The sequence below is a fragment of the Streptomyces sp. NPDC092369 genome (genome assembly GCF_044755245.1).
Lineage (GTDB): Bacteria > Actinomycetota > Actinomycetes > Streptomycetales > Streptomycetaceae > Streptomyces.
Genome location: NZ_JBIVQP010000009.1, coordinates 46,581 through 73,580, shown reverse-complemented (window position 1 = coordinate 73,580; position 27,000 = coordinate 46,581). Strand labels below are relative to the sequence as shown.

Annotated in this window: 21 protein-coding genes and 1 pseudogene; 19 read left to right on the top strand and 3 right to left on the bottom strand. The window is 70.0% G+C overall.

The genetic code is table 11. The features are described 5' to 3' along the window. Positions 1 to 94 precede the first annotated feature (94 nt). On the top strand, positions 95 to 1,312 hold the full coding sequence (locus ACIQI8_RS41150) for an ANTAR domain-containing protein (RefSeq protein ID WP_402363020.1): 1,218 nt from the start codon (positions 95 to 97) through the stop codon (positions 1,310 to 1,312). A 72-nt stretch (positions 1,313 to 1,384) separates the two neighbouring features. On the opposite strand, the gene ACIQI8_RS41145 is transcribed toward ACIQI8_RS41150, so the two are convergent. Then, positions 1,385 to 2,569 (bottom strand): zinc-dependent alcohol dehydrogenase, encoded by a 1,185-nt coding sequence (locus tag ACIQI8_RS41145; RefSeq protein WP_402363017.1) that lies wholly within the window; start codon positions 2,567 to 2,569, stop codon positions 1,385 to 1,387. A gap of 339 nt (positions 2,570 to 2,908) precedes the next feature. On the opposite strand from ACIQI8_RS41145, the gene ACIQI8_RS41140 reads away from it, so the two are divergent. The 5 genes from ACIQI8_RS41140 (at position 2,909) to ACIQI8_RS41120 (ending at position 6,706) form a co-directional block, all read left to right on the top strand. Further along, positions 2,909 to 3,229 carry a DUF3040 domain-containing protein gene (locus ACIQI8_RS41140; RefSeq protein ID WP_402363014.1) on the top strand — a complete coding sequence of 107 codons (321 nt, stop codon included), beginning with the start codon at positions 2,909 to 2,911 and terminating at the stop codon, positions 3,227 to 3,229. A 5-nt stretch (positions 3,230 to 3,234) separates the two neighbouring features. Further along, positions 3,235 to 4,287, top strand: coding sequence for a DNA topoisomerase IB (locus ACIQI8_RS41135; RefSeq protein ID WP_402363011.1), 1,053 nt, complete (start codon positions 3,235 to 3,237; stop codon positions 4,285 to 4,287). Positions 4,288 to 4,325: 38 nt separating this feature from the next. Further along, a complete protein-coding gene (locus ACIQI8_RS41130) occupies positions 4,326 to 5,861 on the top strand; it encodes an FAD-dependent oxidoreductase (RefSeq protein ID WP_402363008.1) in 1,536 nt (511 codons plus the stop codon). Between the two features lie 351 nt (positions 5,862 to 6,212). Continuing rightward, a complete protein-coding gene (locus ACIQI8_RS41125) occupies positions 6,213 to 6,398 on the top strand; it encodes a hypothetical protein (RefSeq protein ID WP_280875546.1) in 186 nt (61 codons plus the stop codon). Further along, positions 6,395 to 6,706 (top strand): hypothetical protein, encoded by a 312-nt coding sequence (locus tag ACIQI8_RS41120; RefSeq protein WP_402363005.1) that lies wholly within the window; start codon positions 6,395 to 6,397, stop codon positions 6,704 to 6,706. The genes ACIQI8_RS41125 and ACIQI8_RS41120 overlap by 4 nt, the downstream gene beginning before the upstream one ends. A gap of 94 nt (positions 6,707 to 6,800) precedes the next feature. Here the strand turns inward: ACIQI8_RS41120 and ACIQI8_RS41115 are convergent, their stop codons facing one another. Next, a complete protein-coding gene (locus ACIQI8_RS41115; RefSeq protein ID WP_402363002.1) occupies positions 6,801 to 7,403 on the bottom strand; it encodes a flavodoxin family protein in 603 nt (200 codons plus the stop codon). 249 nt (positions 7,404 to 7,652) lie between these two features. Here ACIQI8_RS41115 and ACIQI8_RS41110 point away from each other — a divergent pair, with 249 nt between their 5' ends. The 12 genes and pseudogenes from ACIQI8_RS41110 to nrfD all read left to right on the top strand — a co-directional run bounded on the left by ACIQI8_RS41110 (position 7,653) and on the right by nrfD (position 25,244). Further along, on the top strand, positions 7,653 to 8,342 hold the full coding sequence (locus ACIQI8_RS41110; RefSeq protein ID WP_402363000.1) for a GAF and ANTAR domain-containing protein: 690 nt from the start codon (positions 7,653 to 7,655) through the stop codon (positions 8,340 to 8,342). Between the two features lie 737 nt (positions 8,343 to 9,079). Further along, positions 9,080 to 11,275: a glycoside hydrolase family 3 N-terminal domain-containing protein gene (locus tag ACIQI8_RS41105; RefSeq protein WP_402362998.1), complete on the top strand. Its 2,196-nt coding sequence runs from the start codon at positions 9,080 to 9,082 to the stop codon at positions 11,273 to 11,275. Positions 11,276 to 11,737: 462 nt separating this feature from the next. Beyond that, on the top strand, positions 11,738 to 11,893 hold the full coding sequence (locus ACIQI8_RS41100; protein ID WP_402362995.1) for a DUF6131 family protein: 156 nt from the start codon (positions 11,738 to 11,740) through the stop codon (positions 11,891 to 11,893). 296 nt (positions 11,894 to 12,189) lie between these two features. Then, a complete protein-coding gene (locus tag ACIQI8_RS41095; RefSeq protein ID WP_402362992.1) occupies positions 12,190 to 13,359 on the top strand; it encodes an aromatic acid exporter family protein in 1,170 nt (389 codons plus the stop codon). 519 nt (positions 13,360 to 13,878) lie between these two features. Further along, the gene (locus tag ACIQI8_RS41090) at positions 13,879 to 14,352 is read left to right on the top strand and encodes a hemerythrin domain-containing protein (protein WP_402362989.1); all 474 of its coding nucleotides are present in this window, start codon (positions 13,879 to 13,881) and stop codon (positions 14,350 to 14,352) included. A gap of 69 nt (positions 14,353 to 14,421) precedes the next feature. Then, a pseudogene (tal, locus tag ACIQI8_RS41085) lies at positions 14,422 to 15,543 on the top strand (transaldolase); the annotation flags it as partial. Positions 15,544 to 16,219: 676 nt separating this feature from the next. Beyond that, on the top strand, positions 16,220 to 17,236 hold the full coding sequence (locus ACIQI8_RS41080; protein WP_402362986.1) for an SDR family NAD(P)-dependent oxidoreductase: 1,017 nt from the start codon (positions 16,220 to 16,222) through the stop codon (positions 17,234 to 17,236). 160 nt (positions 17,237 to 17,396) lie between these two features. Then, positions 17,397 to 18,872, top strand: coding sequence for an aminotransferase class I/II-fold pyridoxal phosphate-dependent enzyme (locus ACIQI8_RS41075; protein ID WP_402362982.1), 1,476 nt, complete (start codon positions 17,397 to 17,399; stop codon positions 18,870 to 18,872). Between the two features lie 114 nt (positions 18,873 to 18,986). Continuing rightward, positions 18,987 to 19,973: a YihY/virulence factor BrkB family protein gene (locus ACIQI8_RS41070; protein ID WP_402362979.1), complete on the top strand. Its 987-nt coding sequence runs from the start codon at positions 18,987 to 18,989 to the stop codon at positions 19,971 to 19,973. A 101-nt stretch (positions 19,974 to 20,074) separates the two neighbouring features. Then, entirely contained in the window at positions 20,075 to 23,320 is a 3,246-nt protein-coding gene (fdh, locus tag ACIQI8_RS41065; RefSeq protein WP_402362976.1) for a formate dehydrogenase, read from the top strand. Further along, a complete protein-coding gene (locus tag ACIQI8_RS41060) occupies positions 23,317 to 24,246 on the top strand; it encodes a 4Fe-4S dicluster domain-containing protein (RefSeq protein ID WP_402362973.1) in 930 nt (309 codons plus the stop codon). The genes fdh and ACIQI8_RS41060 overlap by 4 nt, the downstream gene beginning before the upstream one ends. 74 nt (positions 24,247 to 24,320) lie before the next feature. Further along, on the top strand, positions 24,321 to 25,244 hold the full coding sequence (gene nrfD / locus ACIQI8_RS41055) for an NrfD/PsrC family molybdoenzyme membrane anchor subunit (protein ID WP_402362970.1): 924 nt from the start codon (positions 24,321 to 24,323) through the stop codon (positions 25,242 to 25,244). An 86-nt stretch (positions 25,245 to 25,330) separates the two neighbouring features. Here the strand turns inward: nrfD and ACIQI8_RS41050 are convergent, their stop codons facing one another. Beyond that, a complete protein-coding gene (locus ACIQI8_RS41050; RefSeq protein WP_402362967.1) occupies positions 25,331 to 26,044 on the bottom strand; it encodes a TetR/AcrR family transcriptional regulator in 714 nt (237 codons plus the stop codon). A 126-nt stretch (positions 26,045 to 26,170) separates the two neighbouring features. On the opposite strand from ACIQI8_RS41050, the gene ACIQI8_RS41045 reads away from it, so the two are divergent. Further along, positions 26,171 to 26,848, top strand: a complete 678-nt coding sequence (locus ACIQI8_RS41045; RefSeq protein WP_402362964.1) for an SDR family NAD(P)-dependent oxidoreductase — start codon at positions 26,171 to 26,173, stop codon at positions 26,846 to 26,848. Positions 26,849 to 27,000: the final 152 nt, after the last annotated feature.

Sequence of the window (27,000 nt, the reverse complement as noted above, 5' to 3'; positions counted from 1 at the left end):
AAAGTGCGCGGTCAGGCAGCGACCGCCCCGGCCGTTGGTGCGCGGCCGGTGTAGCTGCGTCGGCGACGGCGCCGGGTTGCTGGAGTGATGCACGATGACGAGCCGTCGGCCCCTGACGGTGCGAACGGCCACCGACTACGCGAGGGTGGTGTGTCTGTCGGGCGCCCTCGAGCCCGACTACTGCTCCGATCTGGCACGAGAACTGCGGCAGCACCTCGATCAAGCCGGTCGGCACGAGCAACGACTCGTCCTCGACCTGGCCGACGTGGAGTCCATGAGCGTCGCGGCCTTCCGTACCCTTCGGCTCGCCACCGACCACCTCACGTACTCCCCCGTACTGGTCGTGGGGGCCGGGCCCGACGTCCGAACGGTGCTGGAGCACCGGAAAGCACCAGGCATCCAGGTCCACGACACTCTCGCCGACGCGCTGGCCGCGTTGCCCGACACCGTCACGGGCACCACCGCGCAACGCGCGGACAGGCTGTCCCACGAGGCCGACAACCTGCGGGACGAGGTGTTCGGACTGCGGGCCAGGGCCCGCACCAGGAGCATGATCGGCATCGCCCAGGGCATCCTCCTCGCCCGCTACGAACTCCCCGGCCCCGACGCCGCGTTCACCCTGTTGCGGGAGGGCTCCCAGCGCCACAACCTGCCGCTGCGGGTCCTGGCGTCCGCCGTCGTCACCGCTCCGCCACCCCAGTCCGCCGCACGCTGGTTCGCCGCACGCTCCACCCATCTGCCGGCTCCCGCCACGGGATTCCTGCACAGGCACGGCATCGACGCCCACGACCGCCGCCAGGTCCTCCTCGCCGCGCTCCACGAGGCGACCGTCATTCCCTCGGACGTGAAAGCCGCCGAACTGCACCTCACGGACCCGGCGCAGGGCGACGCCCTCGTGCTGGAACAGCACCAAGGACTCGACTCCTCATACCTGGACCAGGCGGCTCTCGTCACCGGGCCGCCCTACGTGTGCGCCCGAGCGCAGCGCCTGCGCGAGCCGGTCTCCGTACCCGACGTCGCGGTCGACCCGGATCTCCTGCTCCACCCCGCCGGCCGCGCACTCCTCGCAGCCGAGAGTCACGCCATCGACTCCTTCCCGCTGATCACCCCCGACGGCCAGTGCACCGGCACCTTGACCCTCCACTGGAGGAAGCCGGGCACATGGCTGACAGATGAACAGCGCCGCGCCCTCGACTCCCTGGCGACCGAGACCGCGGCATGGCGCTCCTGGTACCGGCGCACCGTGGTACTCGACGCCCTCGAATACCTCCACCAGCACCGGGAGGCCCACACATCACCGCGTGCCCGGTAGCGCCCCCGGGCCCTGTGCCGGGCGGCCAGCCGGAAGCCCCGAGGCCATTTGGCCATCCGGCAGGCCGACGGTTCAGGGTCGCAGCAGGGTTTTGATCATGCCGTCCTGCTTGGTCTGGAAGGCCGCGTATGCCTGCGGTGCCTCCTCCAGCGGCAGATGGTGGGTGGCGAAGCCGTCGACGCCGAGGGGATCCCCGTCGGTGAGCAGCGGCAGGATCTCCGGCACCCAGCGCCGCACATTCGCCTGGCCCATCCGGAACTGGAGCTGCTTGTCGAACATGCGCAGCAGGGGCAGCGGGTCCATCGCCCCGCCGTACACGCCGGAGAGCGAGACGGTGCCGCCGCGGCGTACGAGATCGATCGCCGCGTAGAGCGCTCCGAGCCGGTCCACGCCCGCCTTCTCCATGAACGGCTGGGCCAGTGCGTCGGGCAGCAGACCGGCCGCCCACTGGGCGCCCTTGGCCATCGCGTGGCCGTGCGCCTCCATACCGACCGCGTCGATCACCGCGTCGGTACCGCGCCCGTCGGTCAGGTCGCGCACCGCGTCCCCGAGGTCCTTCTCGTGACGGCGCAGGTCCAGGCAGGTCACCCCGTGGGCGGCGGAACGGTCGAGGCGTTCGTCCACGAGGTCGACGCCGATGACCAGCCCGGCGCCCCGGTGCTGGGCGATGCGTGTGGCCATGTCGCCGATCGGGCCGAGCCCGAGCACGGTGAGCGATCCGCCGGGCGGTACGGCCGCGTACTCGACGGCCTGCCAGGCGGTCGGCAGTACGTCGGAGAGATAGACGAAGCGGTCGTCGGGCGGCCCTTCGGGCACCTTGATCGGCAAGGTGTTGCCGAACGGCACCCGCAGGTACTCGGCCTGTCCACCGGGCACTTGCCCGTACAGCTTGGTGTAGCCGAACAGCGAGGCGCCGGAACCGTAGGCGTGCACCTGCGTGGTCTCGCACTGCGACTGCAGGCCCTGTGCGCACATGAAGCAGGTACCGCAGGAGACGTTGAAGGGGATGACGACCCGGTCGCCGGGGGTGAGGTCGCGCACGTCGGGGCCGACCGCCTCGACGATGCCCATGGGTTCGTGGCCCAGGATGTCGCCCGAGTCCAGGAACGGCCCGAGGACCTCGTACAAGTGCAGGTCGGAACCGCAGATACCGGTCGAGGTGATCCGCACGATCACGTCGTCGGGCTGTTCGATCACCGGATCAGGGACCGTCTCCACCCGAACATCCCGCCGGCCATGCCAGGTCAGAGCGCGCATACTGTCCGCCTCCTCGTTCGTCCTTTGATCAATGGCGTGCGCAGCCGGGTATCCCCGGCGGGCATCCTCAACCGCTGGGAACAGCACGTACCCGTGCCAGAACGAAGGCCAGGTCGGCCGCTTCGGATCTGCGGGGGCGTTCTGGCGCTTGGGGAGCCGCTGCTCGCCACACAAAGAGGAGAGGGAGAGGCGTGGGTAAAACCTTCCAAGGTGTCCCGGCCGCGTAGGCGTCGGTCGGCTTTCGCGGGGAACTCGTTCGGTCATCAGCACCCAGGACTCCCGTGCCGGCCGGTGCGGGGCGGCCCGGTGCCTCAGCACGGGACGAATGAGGTACTCACCGTGGACAGCCGAAACGACCCCGACGGCGTCATACTCTCGCCGTACGAACGTCTCTCCCTGTGGCGGATCGAAGCCGAACTCCGCCAGGACCGACGCCTGGGCCGCCGCATGAGCCGCCCCATGAACGCCCCGGAGGCCCGACCGTGGCTGCCGCTGGCGGTGGCCGCTCTGACGTGTGCGTCACTGCTCCTGCTCGTCATGGGAATCCTCACCTCCAACTCCGCGGTCCTGTGGTGTCTCGTCGCGCTGTGGCCCCTCACCCTTCTGCTGACTTTTCGGATGCTGCGCCGTCCGGCAGGCGCCGAGGACCGCATCAGGTGAGGGCGGTGAACTCCGCGCCGTCGCAGGACGGTTCGCGACGACCGGTCCGGTTGCGAGACAGCGACATCCACCGGCCGGGAATCACCCGGATCGGCTGCGGGCGAGGCTTCCGCTACGTCGATCCCGACGGGCGGCCCATCACCGACCGGGCCGAGAGACAACGCCTGCGCGACCTGGTCGTACCTCCCGCGTGGAAGGACGTATGGATCTGTCCCGCGGCCAACGGCCACATCCAGGCGACCGGCACCGATGCCGCGGGGCGTCGCCAGTACCTCTACCACCCGCAATTCCGCGAGCAGCGCGAGGCGGCCAAGCACGAGCACGTCCTCGAGGTGGCCCCTGCCCTCCCCCGGTTGCGGAAGCTCGCGGCCGAGGACCTCGATGCCCGGGGACTGTGCCGGGACCGGGTGTTGGCCTGCGCGGCACGCATGCTCGACCTGGGGTTCTTCCGGATCGGGAACGACTCGTACCGCCGCGACAATGAGACGTACGGGCTCACCACCCTGCTCCGCGAGCACGTCTCCTGCCGCGGCGGCGAGGTGTGTTTCAGCTATCCGGCCAAGGGCGCGAAGGACGTGTCGCGGGCACTGGCCGAGGACTCCGTCTGCCGGGCCCTGCGCGCACTGCTGCGCCGACGCGGCGACGGCGAGCGCCTCTTCGTCTACTGGCAGGCCGGCGCGTGGCACGACGTGCACGCGGACGACCTCAACGCCTACCTTCGCGAGCGCACGGACACCGACCTCACGGCCAAGGACTTCCGCACCTGGCACGCCACTGTCCTCGCGGCTGTCGCGCTCGCCGTGGCGGAGCCCGTCGCCGCGGAATCCCGCACCGCCCGCAGCCGCGCGGTCGCGCACGCCGTCCGTGAAGTGGCCGGCTACCTGGGGAACACGCCCGCCGTGTGCCGCGCCTCGTACATCAACCCCCGAGTCATCGAACTCTTCGAGGAGGGCACGACCATCGCGTCGTCCCTGGACGACCTGGGCGCGGACCTCCGCTTCGGCGAACCGGCCACCCAGGGTGCCGTCGAGGAAGCGGTGCTGAGGCTCCTGGCCTAGCTTCGCGTAGCCCGGCGCCGAGGGGGAACTCGGCGGCCATGAATGCCGAGGCAGGAAACAACGGATCGTACTGGCTGGAGTCCGCACCTCCCGGGGAGCCGGCTGCTCCACCCCCGTCGCGTGACCTCTCCGTCGACGTCGCGGTCGTCGGCGGCGGCATCGCGGGACTCAGTACGGCCTGGGAGCTGGCGAGGCAGGGACGCGAGGTGGCCGTACTGGAGGCCGGACGGCTCGCCGCCGGAGTCACCGGTCACACGACGGCCAAGCTGACCGCCCTGCACACGCTGGTCTACGACCACCTCCGCCGCACCCGGGGCCCCGAGGGCGCGCGACTGTACGCACACTCACAGTCCGCCGCGATCAGCCATGCCGCCGAGATCATCGAGGAGTTGGGCATCGACTGCGAGTGGGAGGAGGCAGCGGCCTTCACCTACGCCGAAGACCCAGGGGGCGTGGCGCAGCTGCGGGCGGAGGCGGAAGCGGCACGCGAGGCGGGACTGCCGGCCGACTTCGTCACGAAGACCGACCTGCCCTTCCCGGTGGCCGGCGCGGTCCGCGTCACGGGGCAGGCTCAGTTCCATCCCCGCAAGTACCTGCTGGCGCTGGCGGACGACCTGCGCCGGCGCGGCGGTGCCGTGTACGAGAACACGCGGGTGGTGGGTCTCAGCGAGGGCAAACCCTGCGTGCTCTCGACCGACGCCGGGGTGTCGGTGCGTGCCCGTGAGGTCGTGATCGCCACGCACTACCCCGTGTTCGACCGGGCCCTGCTCTTCACCAGGCTGTCTCCCAGGCGGGAACTGGTCGTGGCAGGCACCATCGACGCGGACCTGGCCCCTCGCGACATGTACATCACACCCGAGCAGGCCACCCGGTCGGTCCGCAGCGCCCCCCACGGCGACGGCAAACGCCTCCTGGTCGTCACCGGGGAACACTTCACCCCCGGCACCACCGATGTCGAGGAACGCTTCGACCGGCTCTCCGCCTGGGCCCAGGACCACTTCCCCGGTCTCACCCTCACGCACCGCTGGGCCACGCAGGACAACGACTCCACCGACTCCGTGCCCCTCGTCGGACCACTCCACGTCGGCAGCCGGCACACCTACGTGGCCACCGGCTTCGGCGGCTGGGGGCTGAGCGGCGGCATCATGGCGGGCAGCCTGCTGAGCGACCTCGTCAACGGACGCGAGTGCGAGTGGAGCGGCCTCTACGATCCGCGCCGTCTGGTCTCCGTGGTCCGCGAGGGCGGATCCTTCCTCAAGCACCAGGCGCACGTGGCCCGGCACTTCGTCGGGGACCGGATACCACCCCTGTCGGGCCCGGCACCGGCCCCGGAAGACATCCCCCGCGGCGAAGGCACCGTGCTGCGCATGGGCGGTCGGCAGTGCGCCGTTCACCGCGACGAGAACGGGCAACTGCACGCCGTCTCGGCCCGCTGCACCCACCTCGGCTGCATCGTCGCCTTCAACCGTGCGGAACAGGCATGGGAATGCCCCTGCCACGGCTCCCGCTTCGCCCCGGACGGACAGATCCTCCAAGGACCCGCGGTATCTCCGCTGGAGAAGCGCGACATCTGAACAGCACGGCGTCTCGCGGCTGTTGCACGGGGTGGGCTGAAGGGCCATCCTGACCTGCGCCGGCCGCGACGCCTGGCGCCGGCGATGGGCCGAACAAGGCCACGAACTCCTCGGCCGGGCCCCGGAGTTGGCGACACACCCGCCCGTTCATCCCGACACCACCGTGGACGCAGGCGGGCACCTCGCCGCACCCGGGACAGATCGTTTCACGGACCATCGTCGCGGGCGTGACGAGTGCCGTCACCGCGATCATGCCGACTCCGGCCTCCGGGCTCCGGGCTTTCCAGGAGCGAGGCCCACGGCGCTCGCGCAGCCTGGCGTGACGTCATCCATGCCACTATATTTGACACCATGACTGCCATCACTCTGCGGATCCCCGACGCCATGGACAAGCAACTGCGCGACGCAGCGGCCGGCGCCGCCTCCCTCAACGACTACATCCTGCGCGCCGTGCGCCGGCAGATGACGCTGGACGCCGCCCGCAAGCTCGCCGCCCTGGCCCCTCTCGACCTCGCGGGCGAGGGCGACGCCCTGTGACCATCCGCAAGGGCGACGTCTGGGACGTCGACACCGGCAAGGGAACCCGCACCGTCCTCGTCGTCAGCCTCGACGGGCTCGCCGAGGCCTACAACGCCGTCGTCACCCTCGTACTCCACGCTCCGGCACAGCACCCCGACACCGCGATGAGCGTGCACCTGGCCACCCCGCTGGATGCCTCCCTCGTCGCCGTCAACCTCCTCCAGCTATCCGCCCTCCGCTTCGAAACCGGCACCCTGCACGGCAACATCGGCCCCGAACAGCAGGAACTTGTCGACAACGCCCTCCGCGCGGTGCTCGACCTTTAGAACGTCGAAGTCGCATACGGGGGTCGACCGCCTCGATGACGCCCATGAGCTCGCGCCCAAGGACGTCGCCCCACGCCGCGGCGGCAGAGATCGGTCAGGCGGGCGGGTACGGCGCGTTCTGAAGCATTTTCGCCAGGTGCACGGCGTTGGTGGCGAGCGTCTTGGTGGTGGCCGCGACGGCTTCGGGGGTCTTGTCGAGGTCCTGGTAGTCGGTGCCCTGTTGTGCTTCGCCGACCCAGTAGGTGACCGCGCCGGGCGGCAGAGAGAACCCGAGGTCGTTGAGCCCCTGGAAGAGGTCGGCACTCACCTTGTGTGCCCCGTCCTCATTGCCGACCACCGCGACCAGACCGACCTTCCCGTACGGGAGCTGCCGGCCCTCCTCGTCGGTCTCGGAGATATCGGCGTTGAGCCTTTCCAGGACACGCTGGCAGAGGCTGGAGGGATGACCGAGCCAGATCGGGGTGGCCAGCAGGACGATGTCGGCGGCCATCACCTTCTCCCAGAGCTGCGGCCATTCGTCGCCCTCGCCCAGGTCCCGGGCGATACCCGAGCGGACGTTGTGATCGGCTACCCGGATGGTCTCACCCTGGACACCGAGATCGGCGAGTTCGGACATCACCTGTCCGGCGAGGTGGTGACTGCTGGAGCGGTCGGGCGAGGGGGTGAGGGTACAGACGAGCGCCACGGCGCGGATCATGAGTACTCCGTAAGTTGAATGAGGAGGCCAGAGGGCGTCGGGCCTCGAACGCTGAGCAGGATCTGGGTCCTGCCGTCCTGAGGAGCCCCCGAGTACCCGGGATCCCGCATCCAATCCTGTCGGGGCCACGCGCCCGCCCCCGCGCAAACAGCCCCCTCCTGGCCACAGCCCCACTGCAAGGTCATCGTGGAGAACTCGTGGAAGTCTGGGTACAAGGCCACCAGAGCGGGACGAGCAGCGGAGGGCGAAGTGGACTGGGCACGGTTCGCGCAGCAGCTGGCATCGATGGGGCGGGACCTGCTCGCGCAGGGTTCGACCGACAAGACGGTGGCGCGGATCACCGCCTCCGCCACCGAGCTGGTGGAGGGATGCGACGCGGCCGGCATCCTCGTGCTGCACGGCAATCAGGTGGAGACACTCGCTCCCACCCACCAGTTCGCCATCGACAGCGACCGGCTCCAGGAACAGCTCGGTGAGGGGCCGTGTCTCGACGCCGCCCACACCTCGACGGGCGAGCGGGTCTTCCGCATCCCCGACCTCACCAGCGAACAGCAGCGCTGGCCCCTCTACGCCCCCCGCGCGCACCGGCTGGGGGTGGGCAGCATGATGGGCTTCCTGCTGTTCACCGACGAAGAAGACCTCGGCGCGCTCAACCTGTACTCCCGCACGCCCGGTGCGTTCACCCAGGACAGCGAGACGGCCGGCTGGCTCCTTGCCTCCCACGCCGCGATCGCCTTCTCCAGCGCCCGCACCCATGCCCAGATGGAACACGCCGTCGCCACCCGCCACCTCGTCGGCGAGGCCATGGGCATCCTCATGGGCAGCAACCACCTCACCGAAGAGCAGGCCTTCGATCTCCTGCGCCGCTACTCGCAGGAGACCAACATCAAGCTCCGCGAGGTCGCACGCCGAATCTGCGAACAGGGCAACCTTCCCTGACCCGGCCGGAGGGGACGGCTTCCCCGGCTCGTTGGCTGAACCGGAGAAGCCTTGACCGGCCAGCTCCCGCGGGAACAACTGGCCACGGCCCACTCCTCAAGTCCCCAATGCGGCCCATCCCACACCCCAGCGACCGAACCAACCAGATCGCAGCCGCGACGGGGCCTGGTGCGCCCGCCGGGGTGCCAGTGTGGAGCGCCCCCCGCCTCGAATCCTGTACGACGGAGCCTTCTCCACGTACGTCGAGAACGCGGCATGGCCGCAGAACGCGCCGTCGGCGCGGCGCCTCCTGGTGCTGGAAGCGACTAACACGCACGACTCCCCCGACTCACCAGTATTGGTACGGACCTTGACCCCTCTTCAGGAGGATTGTTCAATTCCTCTGAAAACCTGTCGGACACCGCCGCACCACCGCTTCCCGAGGGATACCTGACGGCTCGTCCGCCCCATGCGAGCGCCTCTTCCCTTTCATCCCGCGGCCGACGAGAGGAAATCCGCCGCCGCACAGTGCGTCACGCCGCCTCCGGCACCGCCCGGCCCGCACTCTGGCGCCAACCAGCAGTGACGTCGCCGGGCCGACCCGGACCGGTGCCGTGCACGAGGCAAGGCCCCGGGCGGTTCCCGGGACGTAGTGACCGACGTGCCCTTCCCCCCGAGACGGGAGACACACTGTGCGAACAGCCGCCCTCAAGGTCCCCAGAGCCGCAGCGGCGTTGGCATTCGCCGCTTCCTTGGTCGTGACCGGCCTACAGGTCCTGCCGGCCCACGCCGCCGGGGAGCCGTACCGCGACCCGACGCTGCCCGTGCCGACCCGGGTGGAGGATCTGCTCTCCCGGATGACCCTGGACGAGAAGATCGGCCAGATGACTCAGGCCGAGCGCGCCTCCGTCACCACCGCCAACGTCCCCGCGTACGGGCTCGGATCGCTGCTCTCCGGCGGCGGCTCCGCACCTTCGCCCAACAACGCGACGTCCTGGGCGAACATGTACGACGGTTTCCAGAACGCCGCGCTGACCAGCCGCCTCGGCATCCCGATCATCTACGGCGTCGATGCCGTGCACGGCCACAACAACGTCTACGGCGCCACGATCTTCCCGCACAACATCGGTCTGGGCGCCACGCGCGACCCCGCCCTGGTCCAGCAGATCGGTCAGGCCACGGCGCAGGAGGTGTCGGGCACCGGCATCGACTGGGACTTCTCGCCCTGCCTGTGCGTCGTACGCAACGACCGATGGGGCCGTAGCTACGAATCCTTCGGCGAGAAGCCCGAAGTGGCCACGATGATGACCAGCTACATCGACGGCATGCAGGGCAGCTCCCTCAACGCACCCGGGTCCGTGCTGGCCACCGCCAAGCACTTCATCGGCGACGGCGGAACCGACAACGGCGTCAACGCTGGCAACGCGACCCTCACCGAGGCGCAGCTCCGGGCCACCCATCTGCCGCCCTTCCAGGAGGCCGTCCGGCGCGGCGTCGGCTCGGTCATGATCTCGTACAACAGCTGGAACGGCGTGAAGGACCACGGCAACCAGTACCTCATCACCACGCTGCTCAAGGGCGAACTCGGCTTCTCCGGCTTCGTCGTCTCCGACTGGAACGGCATCGACGAGATCGACGGCCAGGCCGGCTTCACCGCGGCCGAAGTGAGCCAGGCGATCAACGCCGGCATCGACATGGTCATGGTGCCCACCGACTGGCAGCGGTTCATCACCACCCTGCGAGCGGAAGTACAGAACGGCCATGTGCCGATGTCACGCATCGACGACGCCAACCGGCGCATCCTCACCAAGAAGTTCCAACTCGGCCTGTTCGAGAAGCCGTTGACCGACCGCAGCTACACCCCGACGGTCGGATCCGCCGCCCACCGGGCGCTCGCCCGCCAAGCCGTGCGCGAGTCGCAGGTCCTGCTGAAGAACTCCGGGAACATCCTTCCGCTGGCGAAGACCAACAACAAGATCTTCGTGGCCGGCAAGAGCGCCGACAACATCGGCTACCAGTCCGGCGGCTGGACCATGTCATGGCAGGGCGGCAGCGGCGCCACCACACCCGGCACCACCGTTTTGCAAGGGATCCGGTCCGCCGCAGGAACGGGCACCACCGTCACCTACAACGCCAACGGAACGGGCATCGACAGCTCCTACAAAGCGGCCGTCGCCGTCGTCGGCGAGACTCCCTACGCCGAGGGCGCCGGAGACCGGCCCGGCTCGATGAGCCTCGACTCCACCGACCTCAACACCATCGCCACCCTCAGAGCCTCCGGGGTACCGGTGATCGTCGTGCTCGTGTCCGGACGCCCTCTGGACATCGCCGCCCAACTGCCCAACTGGAACGCCCTGCTCGCCTCCTGGCTGCCGGGAACCGAGGGCAACGGCGTCTCCGACGTCCTCTTCGGCGACTACGCACCGACCGGCAAACTCCCCAGCACCTGGATGCAGTCGGCAAGCCAGCAGCCCATCAACGACGGCGACGGAAAGACACCCCTGTTCCCCTTCGGGTACGGGCTCACCTATGGAGCACCGCAGAACCACAGCGCCTACGACGTGACACAGGCGGAGAGTTACACCTCGCAGTCCGGGACGCAGACGGAGACGACGACGGACACCGGCGGCGGCCAGGACGTGGGGTACATCACCGCGGGCGACTGGCTCGCCTACAGCGGAGTGGACTTCGGGTCGGCAGGCGCCGCGTCGGTGACGACACGGCTCGCGTCAGCTTCCGCGACCACCGGCACGGTGCAATACCGCCTCGACAGCACGACCGGGCCCGTCGTCGCCACCGTCCCGGTCACCACCACCGGCGGCTGGCAGACCTGGACAAGTCCCAAGGTCAACCTGTCCGCCACCGCCACGGGTGTGCACACCCTCTACGCCACCTTCACCACCAGCGGCTCGGGGGACCTGGTCAACCTCAACTGGTTCCAGTTCGCACAGTAGGAGCAGCCGATCGAGCGAGCCCTGCCACGCGCGCCCCCGCGATGTGCGAGGCAGGGCACCCGTCTGTCTTCCGGCGACGTGCTGCGCCTGGTCCAGGGAGAGTGCTCGGTCCAGGTCGGCTGACAGCCAGGTACGGTCACCGCTGATCACCGTGTGTTGTGTGACAAACGAAGAGACGTCACCGCAGGTCACAGGGCAGATCCTGCCCGTCGACACCAGGCGTTCGAGGCCAGATGCGACGCCGACGCGGTGCGTGACGCCGGGCGTGAGCACGTTCTGGAGCATCTGGACGATGAGTACTCTCCGTCGCCGCATGCATGAGCGGTGAAGAACCGGGCACCGGGAGATGACACAACAGAAATCCGCTGCCCGGGATCGCGGGGCAGGCACGGAGAAGTTGCTGCGGGCCTGATGAGACATGAGGTCCGTACCCACCGCAGACACACGAAGATCGGATTCGTCATGATTGTCCTCGGTCTCATCTTGCTCATCGTCGGCATGCTCGTCGGCCTCTCGCTGCTCACCACGATCGGCGGAGTACTCATCGTGGTCGGAGCAATCCTGTGGATACTCGGCTCGACCGGTCGCGCGGTCGGCGGACGCAGGCATTACTTCTAGGGGAAACAGACAGGTCGGGTGGCACGATCGACGTCTTCCGCCGCCGTCCCGTCGCTCGTCTCAGGCCGCAACCCTGAGGTGAGTATCCGTAGGGGGCGTCACCTGCCGACCCGGCAGGTGACGCCCCCTACGAACTCCACGCCCACACCCGCCCGTTCCCCGTATCCCACGCTTGGAAGGGGTCCGCGGCCGAGGCGGGACGATCGCGGGTGTCCTGTGCCGTTCGCCTTCACCGATGTCCGTGAAGATCCCCACAGATAGGCATCATCCGTGCCCCGCATGGAACTTGCAGCTTCATGAAGTGCACTACTTGGGCAACTGGGTTTGTTCGGTGCCGCGGCGCGAGGCCGGTCCAGGCGGTGCGGCGCGCGTGGCGGGAGCCGGGTCGCGAACGCGACCTGGTGATGCAGGCGGCCAAGGCGACCTTCGCCGCCTGTCTGGCCTGGGCGGTGGCGGGGTGGTGGCTGCAGGCTCCGGTGGCGTTCGTCGCTCCGTGGGTGGCGGTCGTGCTGGTGGAGTCGACGGTGTACCGATCGCTCGCCCACGGGCTGCAACAAGTGGCGGCGATCGCGGCGGGCACCGTGGTGGCGACGCTCGTGGCGTTGGCTCTGGGCAGTTCGATGATCGCCATGGCCCTGGTGCTTCCGGCGGTGCTGCTGCTGGCGCAGTGGCACCGTCTGGGCAATCAGGGCATCTATGCCGCCACCGGCGCGCTGTTCGTCCTGACCGACGGCCAGGTCACGCTGGCCACGTCGGGGGCGCGCATCGCGGAGGCGGCTTTCGGCGCGGTGGTCGGCCTCACCGTCAACGCACTCATCCGGCCTCCGGTCTACTTGCGTGATGCCCGCGCCGCGCTCCGGGACGCCGCCCACGAGGCGCAGGAGGTGCTCCACACGGTGGCCGACGGACTGGCCAACGGCGAGTGGGACAGCCAGGCGGCCGGGAGTGGACACGAGCGCGCACTGCGGCTGGAACGCCTGGTCGATCAGGCCCGCTCCGCGATCGCTTGGAGCCGCGAGAGCATGCGGGGCAATCACCGCGGACACGGTGCCGGAAGCATCGCTGGGCCCGGTAAGGAGTACGACGACGCACTGGGCGTGCTGGACCAAGCCGCCGTGCACGTCGCGGGCGTGACCCGCACCTTGCTGGAGAGCGCCGGCCGCGACGGCACACCGGCGCACACCGACCCGCAGATCACCGGCCTCTACGCCGATTTCCTGCGCCACACCGGCCAGGCCATCGGGCTCTACGGCCGGACCCGACTCGCGGGAACCGGCTTCGAGCACACCGCTGACAGCGCCCTGCGTGAGGAAGCCGACGAGTTGCGCCGCAGTCTTGCCGAACTCGACCGGTGCCTGCCCGCCACCGTGCGCGACGATCCCGAGTCGCTGGCGACGCACGGCGCTCTGCTGGCACAGGCCCGAGGTCTGGCCGATCAGCTCGTCCGGCACCACGCTTCAGTCTGAGCCGTAGTGCGATGAGTGTGATGGTCCCCGTGAGCGCCGTCACCGGAGTGGCGTTGTCCGTGCTGTGCGGCGTGTGCTTTCCGGGCGACCGGCCCCCGGGGCCTGGGCGGGCATCGGCATCACCCTGCCTGCGCAGTGGCTCGTCTCCGGCGGCGGCACGCGGCGACACGAGGTCGCGCGGCGGGCGCGCGGGTGCCCATCGACGGACTGATCGTCCTGGCCTCTACCCGGCCATCCCTACGGTTCCCGGTGTCACTGTCCTACGTGAGCCCATGACCCGGACACAGGGGCGGTCGGCCTGCTGAGCGCTGCCGGCGCCGTCCTTCTGCTGACCCTGAGCTGAGCCGATGTCCGTATTTCCGGTCGGCCCCCGCCTTCATGGGTCGGTCACGCCGAGAGGGGTAATCGGAGCGTGGAGCCGAGGGACCCTTCGGTGTTCCGGATGGTTCCGCAGGTTTCCCCAGGACGGAGGCGCCCTCGCATTCCGGGAGGCGTGTCCGACGAAGCGAAGGAGGATCCATGGACGCGATCGTGCTGCTCAAGGACGACCACCAGACCGTCGAGAAGCTCTTCAAGGAGTTCGAGAATGCTGGTGACCGCGCCTACAAGACAAAGCGAAAGATCGCCGACAAGGTGATCGAGGAGCTGACCGTGCACGCCTGGATCGAGGAGAAGATCTTCTATCCCGCCGCCCGCGCGGCCGTGCCGGACACCACCGACCACGTCCTGGAGAGCGTCGAGGAACACCACGTCGTGCTGTGGATGCTCTCCGAACTGGCAGGCCTGGACGCCGAGGACGAACGCTTCGACGCCAAGATGACCGTTCTCATCGAGAACGTGCGCCACCACGTCGAGGAGGAGGAGAAGGAGTGGTTCCCCCAGGTCCGCTCCGCTCTCGGCCGCAAACGGCTGGGCGAACTGGGCGAGGAGCTCAGTGCCGCCAAGGCCGAAGCGCCCCACGACCCCCTCCGGGTGCCCAGCGCGCACGAATGACCTCAGCAGCAGTCCAGGCGGGGCGATGATCCTCGCCCCGCCCGCTTTCCCCTCTCTTGGAGGTCCCGCATGTCGCATCCCCCTACGTCCGACCCGCTCGCCGACCTCGCAGCCGCCGGCGTGTCCATCTGGCTCGACGACCTCTCCCGCGAGCTGCTGGCCGGCGGTGAGCTGGAGAAGCTGATCGCCGAACGGCATGTCGTGGGGGTCACGACGAACCCCACGATCTTCGCCTCCGCCCTGTCCCGCGGAGACCGCTACACCGAGCAACTCCGCCGACTGGCCGACGAGGGGGCGAGTGTCGACGACGCCGTCTTCGCCCTCACCACCGACGACGTACGGGCCGCCTGCCGTGTCCTGGCTCCGATCCACGAAAGGACCGAGGGCGTCGACGGACGGGTCTCCATCGAGGTCGACCCCCGGCTGGCGAAGGATGCCGATGCCACCGTCGAGCAGGCAGTGAAGCTGTGGGAGGCCGTGGCCGAGCCGAACCTTTTCGTCAAGATCCCCGCCACCCGCGAGGGGCTCCAGGCGATCACGGAGGTCATAGCGCGCGGGATCAGCGTCAACGTCACGCTGATCTTCTCCCTGGAGCGCTACCGCGCGGTGATGGACGCCTACACGGCCGGCCTGGAACAGGCCTGGCAGGCCGGACACGATCTGACGGACATCCACTCGGTCGCCTCGTTCTTCGTCTCCCGCGTGGACACCGAGGTGGACCGCCGCCTCGACGCCATCGGCACACCTGAAGCCCTCGCGCTCAAGGGCCGGGCCGCGATCGCCAACGCCCGCCTGGCCTATCAGTCCTACGAATCGGCGGCCTCGGATTCGCTCCGGCAGCGGCTGGCCGAGGCCGGAGCCCGGCCACAGCGCCCGCTCTGGGCGTCCACCGGGGTCAAGGACCCGGCCTATCCCGACACGATGTACGTCAGTGAGCTGGCCATCGCCGGCACCGTGAACACCATGCCCGGCAGCACCCTGGCCGCGTTCGCCGACCACGGCACGCTCCCCCGGCACGACCCGGCGGTCGACGACTACGCGGCGGCGCGGGAGCACTTCGCGGCGCTGGAGCGGATCGGCGTGGACTTCGCGGACGTCACCGACACCCTGGAACGCGAGGGGCTGGCCAAGTTCGAGAAGAGCTGGGCCGAGTTGAACGCCGACGTCGGCCGCGAGATGGGTGCGACCGGCGGTACGCACGAGGGAGGCGCGGCGGGCGCGGCGGACGCCTCCGCCGAAGCGGCCGGAAAAGCGCCGAGGGGGAACGCGCTGCTGGCCGTCTATCTCAACGACCACCTGGCGGGCGCCACCGGCGGCGTCCAGCTCGCGCGCCGGGCAGCTCAGGCCCAGAAGGGAGAACCGGCACTGGCCGAGTTGGCCCGGGAGATCGAACAGGACCGCCAGTCGCTGCTGGGAATCATGGACGACCTGGAGATGTCCACCGACCACCCGAAGGTCGCGCTCGGCTGGCTGGCCGAGAAGGCCGGTCGCCTGAAGCCGAACGGCCACCTCTTCTCCCGCTCCCCGCTGAGCGACGTCCTGGAGCTGGAGTCGCTTCTCGTCGGCGTGACAGGCAAGGCGGCCTGCTGGCGGACTCTGCGCGCGGTCGCCGAGACCGACGAACGCCTCTACCCCGAGCACCTCGACTTCCTCACGGAACGCGCCGACCGCCAGACGGCACTCCTGGAGCGCCTGCGCGCCGCTGCCGCCTCCCACGCGATCACGGGCGCTGAGCCGCAGGACCGGTAGAACGGGATCGGGATGCCCGTTGGGACGGAGGGTACCCGGGCGGCTCGGCGGCATCCCGTCCGGTCACGGGTGCGCCCACCGCCCGCTTCGCAGGGCTCGCAGACGAGGAGAGAGAGCCATGCCGACACTGTCTCCATCTCATGGCGCGGAGTCCCTCAGCGGCCTCTCCGCCGTGGTCACCGGAGGCTCCCGCGGTCTGGGCCTGCTCATCGCGGACGAGCTGGTACGCCGCGGCTGCGAGGTGACGCTCGCCGCGCGCGACGCCGCCGAACTCACCCGCGCCGATGAACTCCTGCGGCGGCGACATCCGGGGGCAGCCGTCCGCACCACCGTGTGCGACGTGCGCGACAGGAAAGACGTGGCAGACCTGTTCCGCCGCACCGCGGCGGCCTGCGAAGGCGTGGACGTCGTCGTCGCCAACGCCGGCATCATCCAGGTCGCACCGGCAGAGACCGTCGGCACGGCCGGATTCGACGATGCGATGAGCACCATCTTCCACGGCGCCCTGCACACCTGCCTCGAAGCACTTCCCTACCTGCGGAAGAGCCGGGCGGGCGGCAGGCTGGCACTTGTCGGGTCGGTGGGCGGACTGCTCGCCGTGCCCCACCTGCTGCCGTACTCCTGCGCCAAGGCCGCCGTGGGCGCGCTGGCCGAGGGCCTGCACGCGGAGGCGGCACGCGACGGCGTCTCCGTGACCGCCGTCCATCCGGGACTCATGCGTACCGGCTCCCATCTGCACGCCGTGTTCGGCGGTGACCGGCGACGCGAGTTCGCCTGGTTCTCGGCCCTCGCAGGCACCCCGCTGATCTCGATGGACGCCCGCCGCGCCGCCGACCGCATCGTCACCGCGATCCAGCACCGCCGCGTCCGCCTCGTACTCACCCCCGCCGCGCGTGCCGCCGACAAGGCGCACGGCCTCGCCCCGGCACTCACCACTCGCCTCAGTCACGCGGTGAGCAGCCTGCTGCCGACCGCGGAAGGCGAGCCGGAACTGCGTCCGGGCATCGACGTCGAGCCAGCAGCCCCCCGCACCCTCGGGGAACGCCTGCGCTCGGTGGGCAGTGCGCTCAACGACCGCGCGGCGCGCGCCTACAACGAACGCCACCGCACCGCACAGGAGCAGCACCAGCCCTGACGACACACGCAGTGCTTGTGACGAGCGGGCATTTTGTCCCTGTCGATGGCCGTTCCCGCAGATGCCTCACTGCTCCTCTTCATCACGGAGATCATCGCCTCGCAGACGGGAGTCACCGCCGGTCCGCATGGTCGCCGGTCGGAGGGGAACCCGGCTTTGCATGGCTGCGAACCAAGACGAGGCCCCGATTCTGGAAGCGCTCGCCCGCTACGCGGACGCGGACGAGCTGGGATTCACACCGCCGGGACACAAACGGGCGCGTGGCGCCGACCCACGCGCCCGCGCGATCCTGGGTGACGCCGTCTTCCACGGCGATGTCCTGGCCAACGGCGGCCTGGACGACCGGCTGGCCCGGGGCGGCATCCTGGAGCGGGCCGAGAACCTCATGGCCGACGCGGTGCACGCGGACCACACGTTCTTCTCGACCTGCGGCAGTTCCCTGTCGGTCAAGGCCGCCATGCTGACGGTGACCGGCCCCGGCCGACGCCTCCTCGTAGGACGCGACGCCCACAAGTCCGTAGTCGCCGGCCTCATCCTGTCCGGCGTCGAACCCGTCTGGGTGGAGCCCCAGTGGGACACCTCCCGACACCTCGCCCATGCCCCCTCAGCGGCCGACTACGACAAGGCGTTCGCACAGCATCCGAACGCCGACGGCGCCCTGGTCACCAGCCCCACCCCCTACGGTGCCGCCGCCGACCTCGTCGGGATCGTCGAAGTCTGCCACCGGCGCGGCAAGCCGCTCGTCGTGGACGAGGCGTGGGGAGCGCACCTCCCCTTTCACGACGACCTGCCGACATGGGCCATGGACGCGGGCGCCGACATCTGCGTGACCAGCGTCCACAAGATGGGCAGCGGCCTGGAACAGGGCTCGGTGTTCCACCTCCAGGGTGACCTCATCGACCCCGCCGAACTGGCCTCGCGGGCCGACCTCCTCGGCACGACCAGCCCGAACGTCCTGATCTACGCGGGTATCGACGCCTGGCGCCGGCAGATGGTCCAGCACGGTCACCAACTCATGGGACACGCACTGGAGTTGGCCGCCCGCATCCGCGGCACCATCGAGACGATCGACGGCTTCCACGTCAACGACGCGAAGGACTTCACCGGCCCCGACCTCGCCCACGACTTCGACCCGCTCCCGGTGGTCATGGACATCAGCGAACTGGGCACCAGCGGCTACCGCGCCGCCGACTGGCTGCGGGCTCACCACCACCTCGACACCCACCTCTTCGACCACCGCCGCATCAGCGCACAGCTCACCCACGCCGACGACGAGCAGACCACCGGCCGGCTCCTCACCGCGCTGCGGGACCTGGCGGATCATGCCGACGAACTGTCGGACGCTCCCCAGGTCGCGGTCCCCTCCCCCGCCGACCTGCGGATGGACCAGGCACGGCTGCCCCGGGACGCCTACTTCGCGCGCCACACGAAGGTCCCCGCTGCCGAGGCCGCCGGCAGGATCGCCGCGGAGATGATCACCCCTTACCCGCCCGGCATCCCGGTGGTCCTGCCCGGCGAACGCCTCACCGAGCCCGTGCTCACGTACCTGCGCTCCGGCGTCGAGGCCGGCATGTTCCTGCCGGACGCGGCCGACCAGCGGCTGCGGACCGTACGGGTGGTCGCGGAGGACGACTGACCCGGACAGTGTCAGGGCCCCTCGCCGGCCCCTGGCCGTGCGGGCGTCGACGTACGGGCGCAGGAACCCTCCCGGCCGAGGCATGAGCGGGCCGGGTCGGGATACCCCGGTGGTATGCCACAGACACCGGAGCCCGGAGAACGGGCAGAGCGTAGTACGCCGGAAAAGCCCAGCAGACTGCCGATGCGGTCCTGGTGGGCGGTGCTCAAGGGTACGGTCAAGGAGTTCCAGGCCGACGAACTCGCCGACCGGGCCGCCGCGTTGACGTACTACGGGGTGTTGTCGCTGTTCCCGGCGCTGCTGGTCCTGGTCTCCCTGCTCGGCATCGCGGGCAGGTCGGCGACGCAACAGGTCATGGACAACATCGAGAAGCTGGCGCCGAGTTCGGCCCGGGACATCATCGGCGACGCCGTCAAACAGCTGCAAGGACCCGGTGACCTTGGCTCGATCGTGGCCGTGATCGGCATCGTGGTCGCGGTGTGGTCGGCCTCCGGCTATATCGCGGCGTTCATCCGCAGTGCCAACGTCGTCTACGACATGCCCGAGGGCCGTCCGGTGTGGAAGGTGCTGCCGATCCGGGTGGGCGTCACGGTGGTGCTGCTGGTCCTGGCGGTGGTCAGCGCACTGATCGTGGTCTTCACGGGCGGTCTCGCGCGGGCGGCCGGTTCGGCGCTCGGCATCGGGGACGCCACGCTGACGGTGTGGTCGATCGCGAAGTGGCCGGTCCTGGTCATCCTCGTCATGGCCATGATCGCGATCCTGTACTGGGCGACGCCGAACGTGAAAGGCCGCGGCCTCCGCTGGATCACCCCGGGCAGCGTGCTGGCCCTGCTGGTCTGGATGATCGCCTCCGCGGGCTTCGCGTTCTACGTGGCCCACTTCTCCTCGTACAACAAGACCTACGGCACGCTCGCCGGCGTGATCGTCTTCCTGGTGTGGCTGTGGATCAGCAACATCGCGATCCTGCTCGGCCTCGAATTCGACGCGGAACTGGCCCGGCAACGGGCCGTCGCCGGCGGGCACCCCAAGGACGAGGAGCCCTACCTCCCGCCCCGTGACACCCGCGCGTGGAGCGACGAGGACCGCCCCCACAAGGAGTGACGCCGCCGGTCGGCGCTTGCGCCCTCACCGGTTCTGCTTGCCGATGCCGGATGCGGGTACCCGGGTCCGGCGACCAGGCAGGGCAGCTGAAAGGACACACCATGGGTGTGCGGACATGGATCAGTGAGTGGCCCGCCTTCCGCCAGCTCACCGGAACCGATCCCCTGGGTCGGGGCCGGGCCGCCATGTCGGCGCACACCGGAAAGCTACGGCCGCGCACGGACACCGCCGACCGGGTGGTGAAGTCCGTCTGCCCCTACTGCGCGGTGGGCTGCGGCCAGCAGGTCTACGTCAAGGACGACAAGGTCGTCCAGATCGAGGGCGACCCGGACTCGCCCATCAGCCGGGGCCGCCTGTGCCCCAAGGGATCAGCCACGCTCCAGCTCACCACGGGCTCGGCCCGCCGTCATGAGGTGCTGTACCGGCGGCCGTACGCCACCGACTGGGAGCCCCTCGACCTGGACACCGCCATGGACATGGTGGCCGACCGGGTGATCGAGACGCGGCGCCGGACCTGGGAGTGGGAGTCGGAGGGACTGCGCACCGCGCGCACCCTCGGCATCGCCAGTCTCGGCGGCGCGACCCTCGACAACGAAGAGAACTACCTCATCAAGAAGCTGCTGACCGGCCTCGGGATCGTCCAGGTGGAGAACCAGGCCCGGGTCTGCCACAGCTCCACGGTCGCCGGGCTCGGTACCTCCTTCGGGCGGGGCGGCGCCACCACCTTCATGCAGGACCTCCAGCACTCCGACTGCATCGTCATCCAGGGCTCCAACTTCGCCGAGGCGCACCCCGTGGGATTCCAGTGGGTGATGGAAGCCAAGGCACGCGGCGCCCGGATCATCCACGTGGACCCGCGCTTCACCCGTACCAGCGCGCTGGCCGACCTGCACGTCCCGATCCGGGCCGGAAGCGACATCGCGTTCCTGGGCGCGATCATCAACCACGTCCTGACCGAGGAGAAGGACTTCCGCGAGTACGTCCTCGCCTACACCAACGCCGCCACCCTGGTGAGCGAGGACTTCCGCGACACCGAGGACCTCGACGGCGTCTTCTCCGGTCTGGACGAGGACAAGCACCACTACGACCAGTCGAGCTGGCAGTACCAGGACGTCGAGGTGCAGCAGCCCACCGGCGAGGTCGACGAGCAGTACGAGGAGCGCGTCGACGGCTCCGGCGGCCCGGAGGCGCACGGCTCGGGCGGCGCGCAGACCACGGGGTGGCCGCCCCGCGACGAGACACTCCGGCACCCGCGCTGCGTCTACCAGATCCTCAAGCGCCACTACGCCCGCTACACACCGGAGTTGGTCGAGGAGGTGTGCGGTGTGCCCCGCGCGAAGTTCCTCCAGGTGTGCGAGGCGCTGACGGCCAACTCGGGCCGCGAGCGCACCAGCGCGTTCGCGTACGCGGTCGGGTGGACCCAGCACTCGGTCGGCGCCCAGTACATCCGGGCCGCAAGCGTGCTCCAGTTGCTGCTCGGCAACATCGGCCGCCCCGGCGGCGGCATCCAGGCGCTGCGCGGCCACGCCTCCATCCAGGGCTCCAGCGACATCCCCACCCTCTTCAACCTGCTGCCGGGCTACCTCCCGATGCCGCATGCCCACGCGCACGAGAACCTGGACGCGTTCATCGAGGCCAGCCGTACCGACAAGGGCTTCTGGGGCAACATGCGGGCCTACTTCGTGAGCCTCCTCAAGGCGTACTACGGCGACGCGGCCACCGCCGCCAACGACTTCTGCTTCGACCACCTGCCGCGCCTGACCGGCTCCCACTCCACCTACGACACCGTGATGGCCCAGCTGGACGGCGCGTGCAAGGGCTACTTCCTGATGGGCGAGAACCCGGCGGTGGGATCCGCCAACACACGGCTCCAGCGGCTCGGCATGGCGAACCTGGAGTGGCTGGTCGTACGCGACTTCTCCCTCATCGAGTCGGCGACCTGGTGGCAGGACGGCCCGGAGATCGAGACCGGCGAGCTGCGCACCGAGGACATCGGCACCGAGGTGTTCTTCTTCCCGGCCGCCGCACACACCGAGAAGAACGGCTCCTTCACCAACACCAACCGCTGGCTGCAGTGGCACCACGCGGCCGTCGAGCCCGAGGGCGACGCCCGCAGCGACCTGTGGTTCATGTACCACCTGGGCCGCCGTATCAAGGAACGGCTGGCCTCCTCAACCGACCCGATGGACCGGCCCGTACAGGACCTCACCTGGGACTATCCGGTCGACGGCCCGCTGGCCGAACCCGTCGCCGCCGCCGTGCTCGCCGAGATCAACGGCCACGGACCCGACGGGGCACCTCTCTCGGCGTACACCGAGCTCAAGGACGACGGCTCGACACGGTGCGGCTGCTGGATCTACTGCGGCGTGTACGCGGACGGCGTCAACCAGGCCGCCCGCCGCAGGCCCGGAAGCGAACAGGACTGGGTGGCCGCCGAATGGGCCTGGGCGTGGCCCGCCAACCGCCGCATCTTGTACAACCGGGCGTCTGCCGCCCCGGACGGCACGCCCTGGAGCGAGCGCAAGGCGTACGTGTGGTGGGACGAGGCCGAGGGGAAGTGGACCGGGCACGACGTCCCGGACTTCGTGCCCGACCGCGCCCCCAATTTCGTACCGGACGAGGACGCGACCGGCCCCGACGCCCTGCGCGGCGACGACCCGTTCATCATGCAGGCCGACGGCAAGGGCTGGCTGTTCGCACCCGCGGGCTTGGAGGACGGCCCGCTCCCCACCCACTACGAGCCGCAGGACTCCCCCTTCACCAACGCCCTGCACCCCTCCACACCTCGCTCCCCCGTACGCCAGTTGCTGCCCCGCGAGGGCAACCGCTACCACCCCAGCGGCGACGACAAGGGAGCCAAGGTCTTCCCGTACGTCATCACCACGCACCGCCTCACCGAGCACTTCACGGCCGGCGGCATGAGCCGCTGGTCGCCCTATCTCTCCGAACTCCAGCCGGAGTTCTTCTGCGAGGTCTCCCCGCAACTGGCCGCCGAACGCGGCCTCGAACACATGGGCTGGGCCACCATCGTCACCGCCCGCAACGCCATCGAGGCCCGCGTCATGGTCACGTCCCGGATCACGCCCCTGACCGTGCACGGCAGGACGATCCACCAGATCGGACTGCCCTTCCACTGGGGCCCCAACGGCGTGGCCACCGGCGACGCGGCCAACGAACTCGTCGCCATCGCCCTCGATCCCAACGCCCACATCCAGGAGGACAAGGCGCTGACCGCCGACATCCGTCCCGGGCGCCGACCACGCGGCCCCGACCTGCCGAAGCTGGTCGCCGAATACCGCAGCCGCGCGGGCATCACCGCCACCACCGGGACGGAGACCAGGAAATGACAGACCGTCATCTGCTGAGCGGCCCGGAACCCGACCCCGCACGCGACGCCGGCCACCCCGAACCCCCGCCCCGGGTCGGCTTCTTCACCGACACCTCCGTCTGCATCGGCTGCAAGGCCTGCGAGGTCGCCTGCAAGGAATGGAACGCCATCCCGGAGGACGGCCTCTCCCTCACCGGCATGAGCTACGACAACACCCAGGGACTCGGCGCCTCCACCTGGCGCCACGTCGCCTTCATCGAGCAGCAGAAACCGCAGATTCCGGCGCCGGAAGGACGCACGCAACTCCACCTGGTGGATGCGGAGTCCGAGCCTCCCGCCGAGCCCACCGAGCCCGGGGAGATGCGCTGGCTGATGTCGTCCGACGTGTGCAAGCACTGCACCCACGCAGCCTGCCTCGACGTCTGCCCCACCGGCTCCCTCTTCCGCACCGAGTTCGGCACGGTCGTCGTGCAGGAGGACATCTGCAACGGCTGCGGCTACTGCGTACCCGCCTGCCCGTACGGCGTCATCGAGCAACGCCCCGAGGACGGACGGGCGTTCAAGTGCACCATGTGCTACGACCGGCTCGGCGCCGGACAGGAACCCGCGTGCGCCAAGGCCTGCCCGACGGAGTCCATCCAGTTCGGGCCGCTGGACGAACTGCGCGAACGGGCCGCGCTGCGGGTGGACCAGCTGCAGGAGGCGGGTGTGGAGGGTGCACGGTTGTACGGCCACGACCCCGACGACGGGGTCGGCGGCGACGGCGCGTTCTTCCTGCTCCTCGACAAACCCGAGGTCTACGGACTTCCCCCGAACCCGGTGGTCACCACCCGGGACCTCCCCACCATGTGGAAGCACGCCGGCGCGGCGGCCCTCTCCCTGGTCGGGGGCTTCGCGCTCTCCTTCGCACTGCCCGCCCTCCGAGGAAGGAAGGGATCACGTTGACGGCGACGGAGCGGAACGAGCAGCGCGGCCACGGTGGGCGTCGTGATCGCCGTGGGCGTCGCGGGGAGCAACTCATGGTCCCCCGCGCCGAGTTCGAGTCGTACTACGGACGCCCCATCATCAAGGCGCCGTCCTGGAGTGCGCAGGACATCGCCGGGTACTTTTTCCTGGGCGGGCTCGCCGGCGCCGGCTCCGTACTCGCGGCGGGCGCCCAGCTCACAGGGCGTACCACGACCGCCACAGCGATGAAGATGTCCTCCCTCGCCGCGGTCTCGCTCTCCGCCGCCGCGCTCGTGCACGACCTCGGGGTGCCGAGCCGGTTCCCCAACATGCTGCGCGTGCTCAAGCCGACCTCTCCCATGAGCGTGGGCTCCTGGCTCCTCGCCGGCTACGGACCCGCCGCAGCCGCGGCCGCCGTCACCGCTGCCACCGGGCGGATGCCCCGGGCCGGTGCGGCGGCCACCGCGGCGGCGGCCCTGCTGGGCCCGGCGGTCGCCTCCTACACGGCGGTCCTGGCGGCGGACACCGCCGTACCCGCCTGGCACGGCGCCCACCGCGAACTCCCCTACCTGTTCGCCGCCTCCGCCACCGCGGCGGCCTCCGGCATGGCCTTGGTTCTCGGCCCGGTTCACGAGTCGGCACCGGCCCGCTGTGCCGCGGTGCTCGCCGCCGGTGCCGAGGAAGCCGCGAACCGTGCGGCCGAGCGGCGCCTGGGCATGGTCGCCGAGACCTACCGGCAGGGTCGGGCCGGCACCCTGTTGCGCACCGCCCGTCTGCTCACCGCCACGGGCGCCACGACGGGTCTGCTCCTCGGCCACCGCAGCCGCCCGGCAGCGGTGCTCGCAGGCCTGGCCCTCCTCGCAGGCTCGGCCTGCACCCGCTTCGGCGTCTTCGCCGCCGGAGTCGCCTCGGCGCAGGACCCCAAGTACACGGTCGTGCCCCAACGCGCGGACGCCGACCCGATCGACGGGACAGCGGGAACCGGCGGGGTCAGCTGACCGTTCGGCCCCGGCCCGCCGAGTCCGATCCGGATAGATCTTGTCCCGTGTCGACAGCGGAGCGGGACGTGGCTCACCGTCCTCGCTCAGCGCCGCTTCCCGGTCTCGGGGGAGTTGACGTTGTGGCTGGCGCGGCGCATGGCCTCGTACAGCGCGGCATCCTCCGGCGGGTCCGGCAGCGGACCGCGGGCAGGGGCCTGGAAGGACTGGATCATCCAGGCCACGAAGCGGCGCCAGGCGTCCGGGGCGGCGTCGCCGGTGGCGCTGAGCACGCCGGCGTTGGCCATCAGCAGGAGGACGAGGTCGCGGCTGGTGAAGTCCTCGCGAAGTCGGCCGCCTTCCTTGGCGCGACCGATGAGTTCGACGAAGCCCTGGTACGCCTGGTCGCGGAGTGATTCCAGGGCCTGGGCGTCAGGGAAGCTCATGGTCAGTATGTCGGCGAAGCCCCGGTCGGCGGCCTGCATGCCGCAGACGGCCTCGATGTAGCCGGTGAAGCCGTTCCACGGGTCCGGGTCGGCCAGGGCGTCGGTGGTGGCCTGCGCGTACGCCTTCATACGGTCCGCGAAGACCGCGACGACCAGGTTCTCCTTGGTGGGGAAGTGACGGAAGAGAGTGGCTACCCCCACCCCCGTCTCCCGTGCGACCGAGGCCATGGACGCGTTCAGTCCGTCGCGACCGAACACCGCGCGTGCGGCGACGATGATCCGTGCCCGGTTGCGCTCGGCGTCGCTGCGCTTGGGCGCGGCTGCGGAGTGGGGCGTGTCGCCGATGCCGCCGACGTGCTGGTCTCGGAGGTTCATGCCGACCAGACTAGCAATCCGGAAAGCCCTATCCGATTGTCGTGCTACGCTCGATCCCGAACCGGATAGGGCTTTCCGGATCAAAAACGGAAAGCCCTATCCATCTTCATCACGAAAGGCTTCCCCATGCCCACCATCGCTATCGTCGGCGCCGGTCCCCAGCTCGGCCTCGCCATCGCCCGCACGTTCGGCACCCAGGGCTACGACGTCGCACTGATCGCCCGCAACCGCGCCAAGCTGGAGGGCCTGGCCGCTGAACTGGCCACTGCCGGCATCAACGCCGCCGCGTTCCCCGCCGATGCCCTCGACCGGGCCGCGCTCGCCCAGGCGCTCAAGGACTCCGCCGCGCACTTCGGCGGCATCGATGTCCTGGAATACTCCCCCGTCGGCGGCTTCGATTCGACCGTCCTGACCGCCCCGAGCGCGACCGACCCCTCGCATGTGCAGCACGAGTTGGAGTTCCAGCTGTACGGGGCGATAGCCGCCACGAAGGCGGTACTGCCCGCCATGCGCGAGGCCGGGGCGGGCACCCTGCTCTACACCACCGGTGCCGGGTCGATCGACCCCGTCCCCGCGGTCGCCAACGTCAACGCCGCAGCGGCGGCTCTGCGCAACTGGGTGGTCAACCTGCACAAGGAACTGGACGGCACCGGTGTTCAGGCCGCCCACGTCGGCATCGACGTGTCCATCGGCATGTCGGTCGTCCCCGGATTCCCGACGGCCGAGCCCGAGGAGATCTCCCCCGCCTACTGGGAGCTGCACACCACCAAACGCGACCAGGCCGAACTCGTCTTCAGCCGCTGATCCCACCCACGCCCGCCCGTGCCCCAACGCCCTTGTACCGGCCATTGGCCTGGCCGCCGCCACGGTCCACGCTCCCGACCGTCCACGAACGGCCGTGCCGTCTCGTCCTGCCGGTCCGGCCCGCCGACGAGCCCGACACCTCAGCCCCCTTC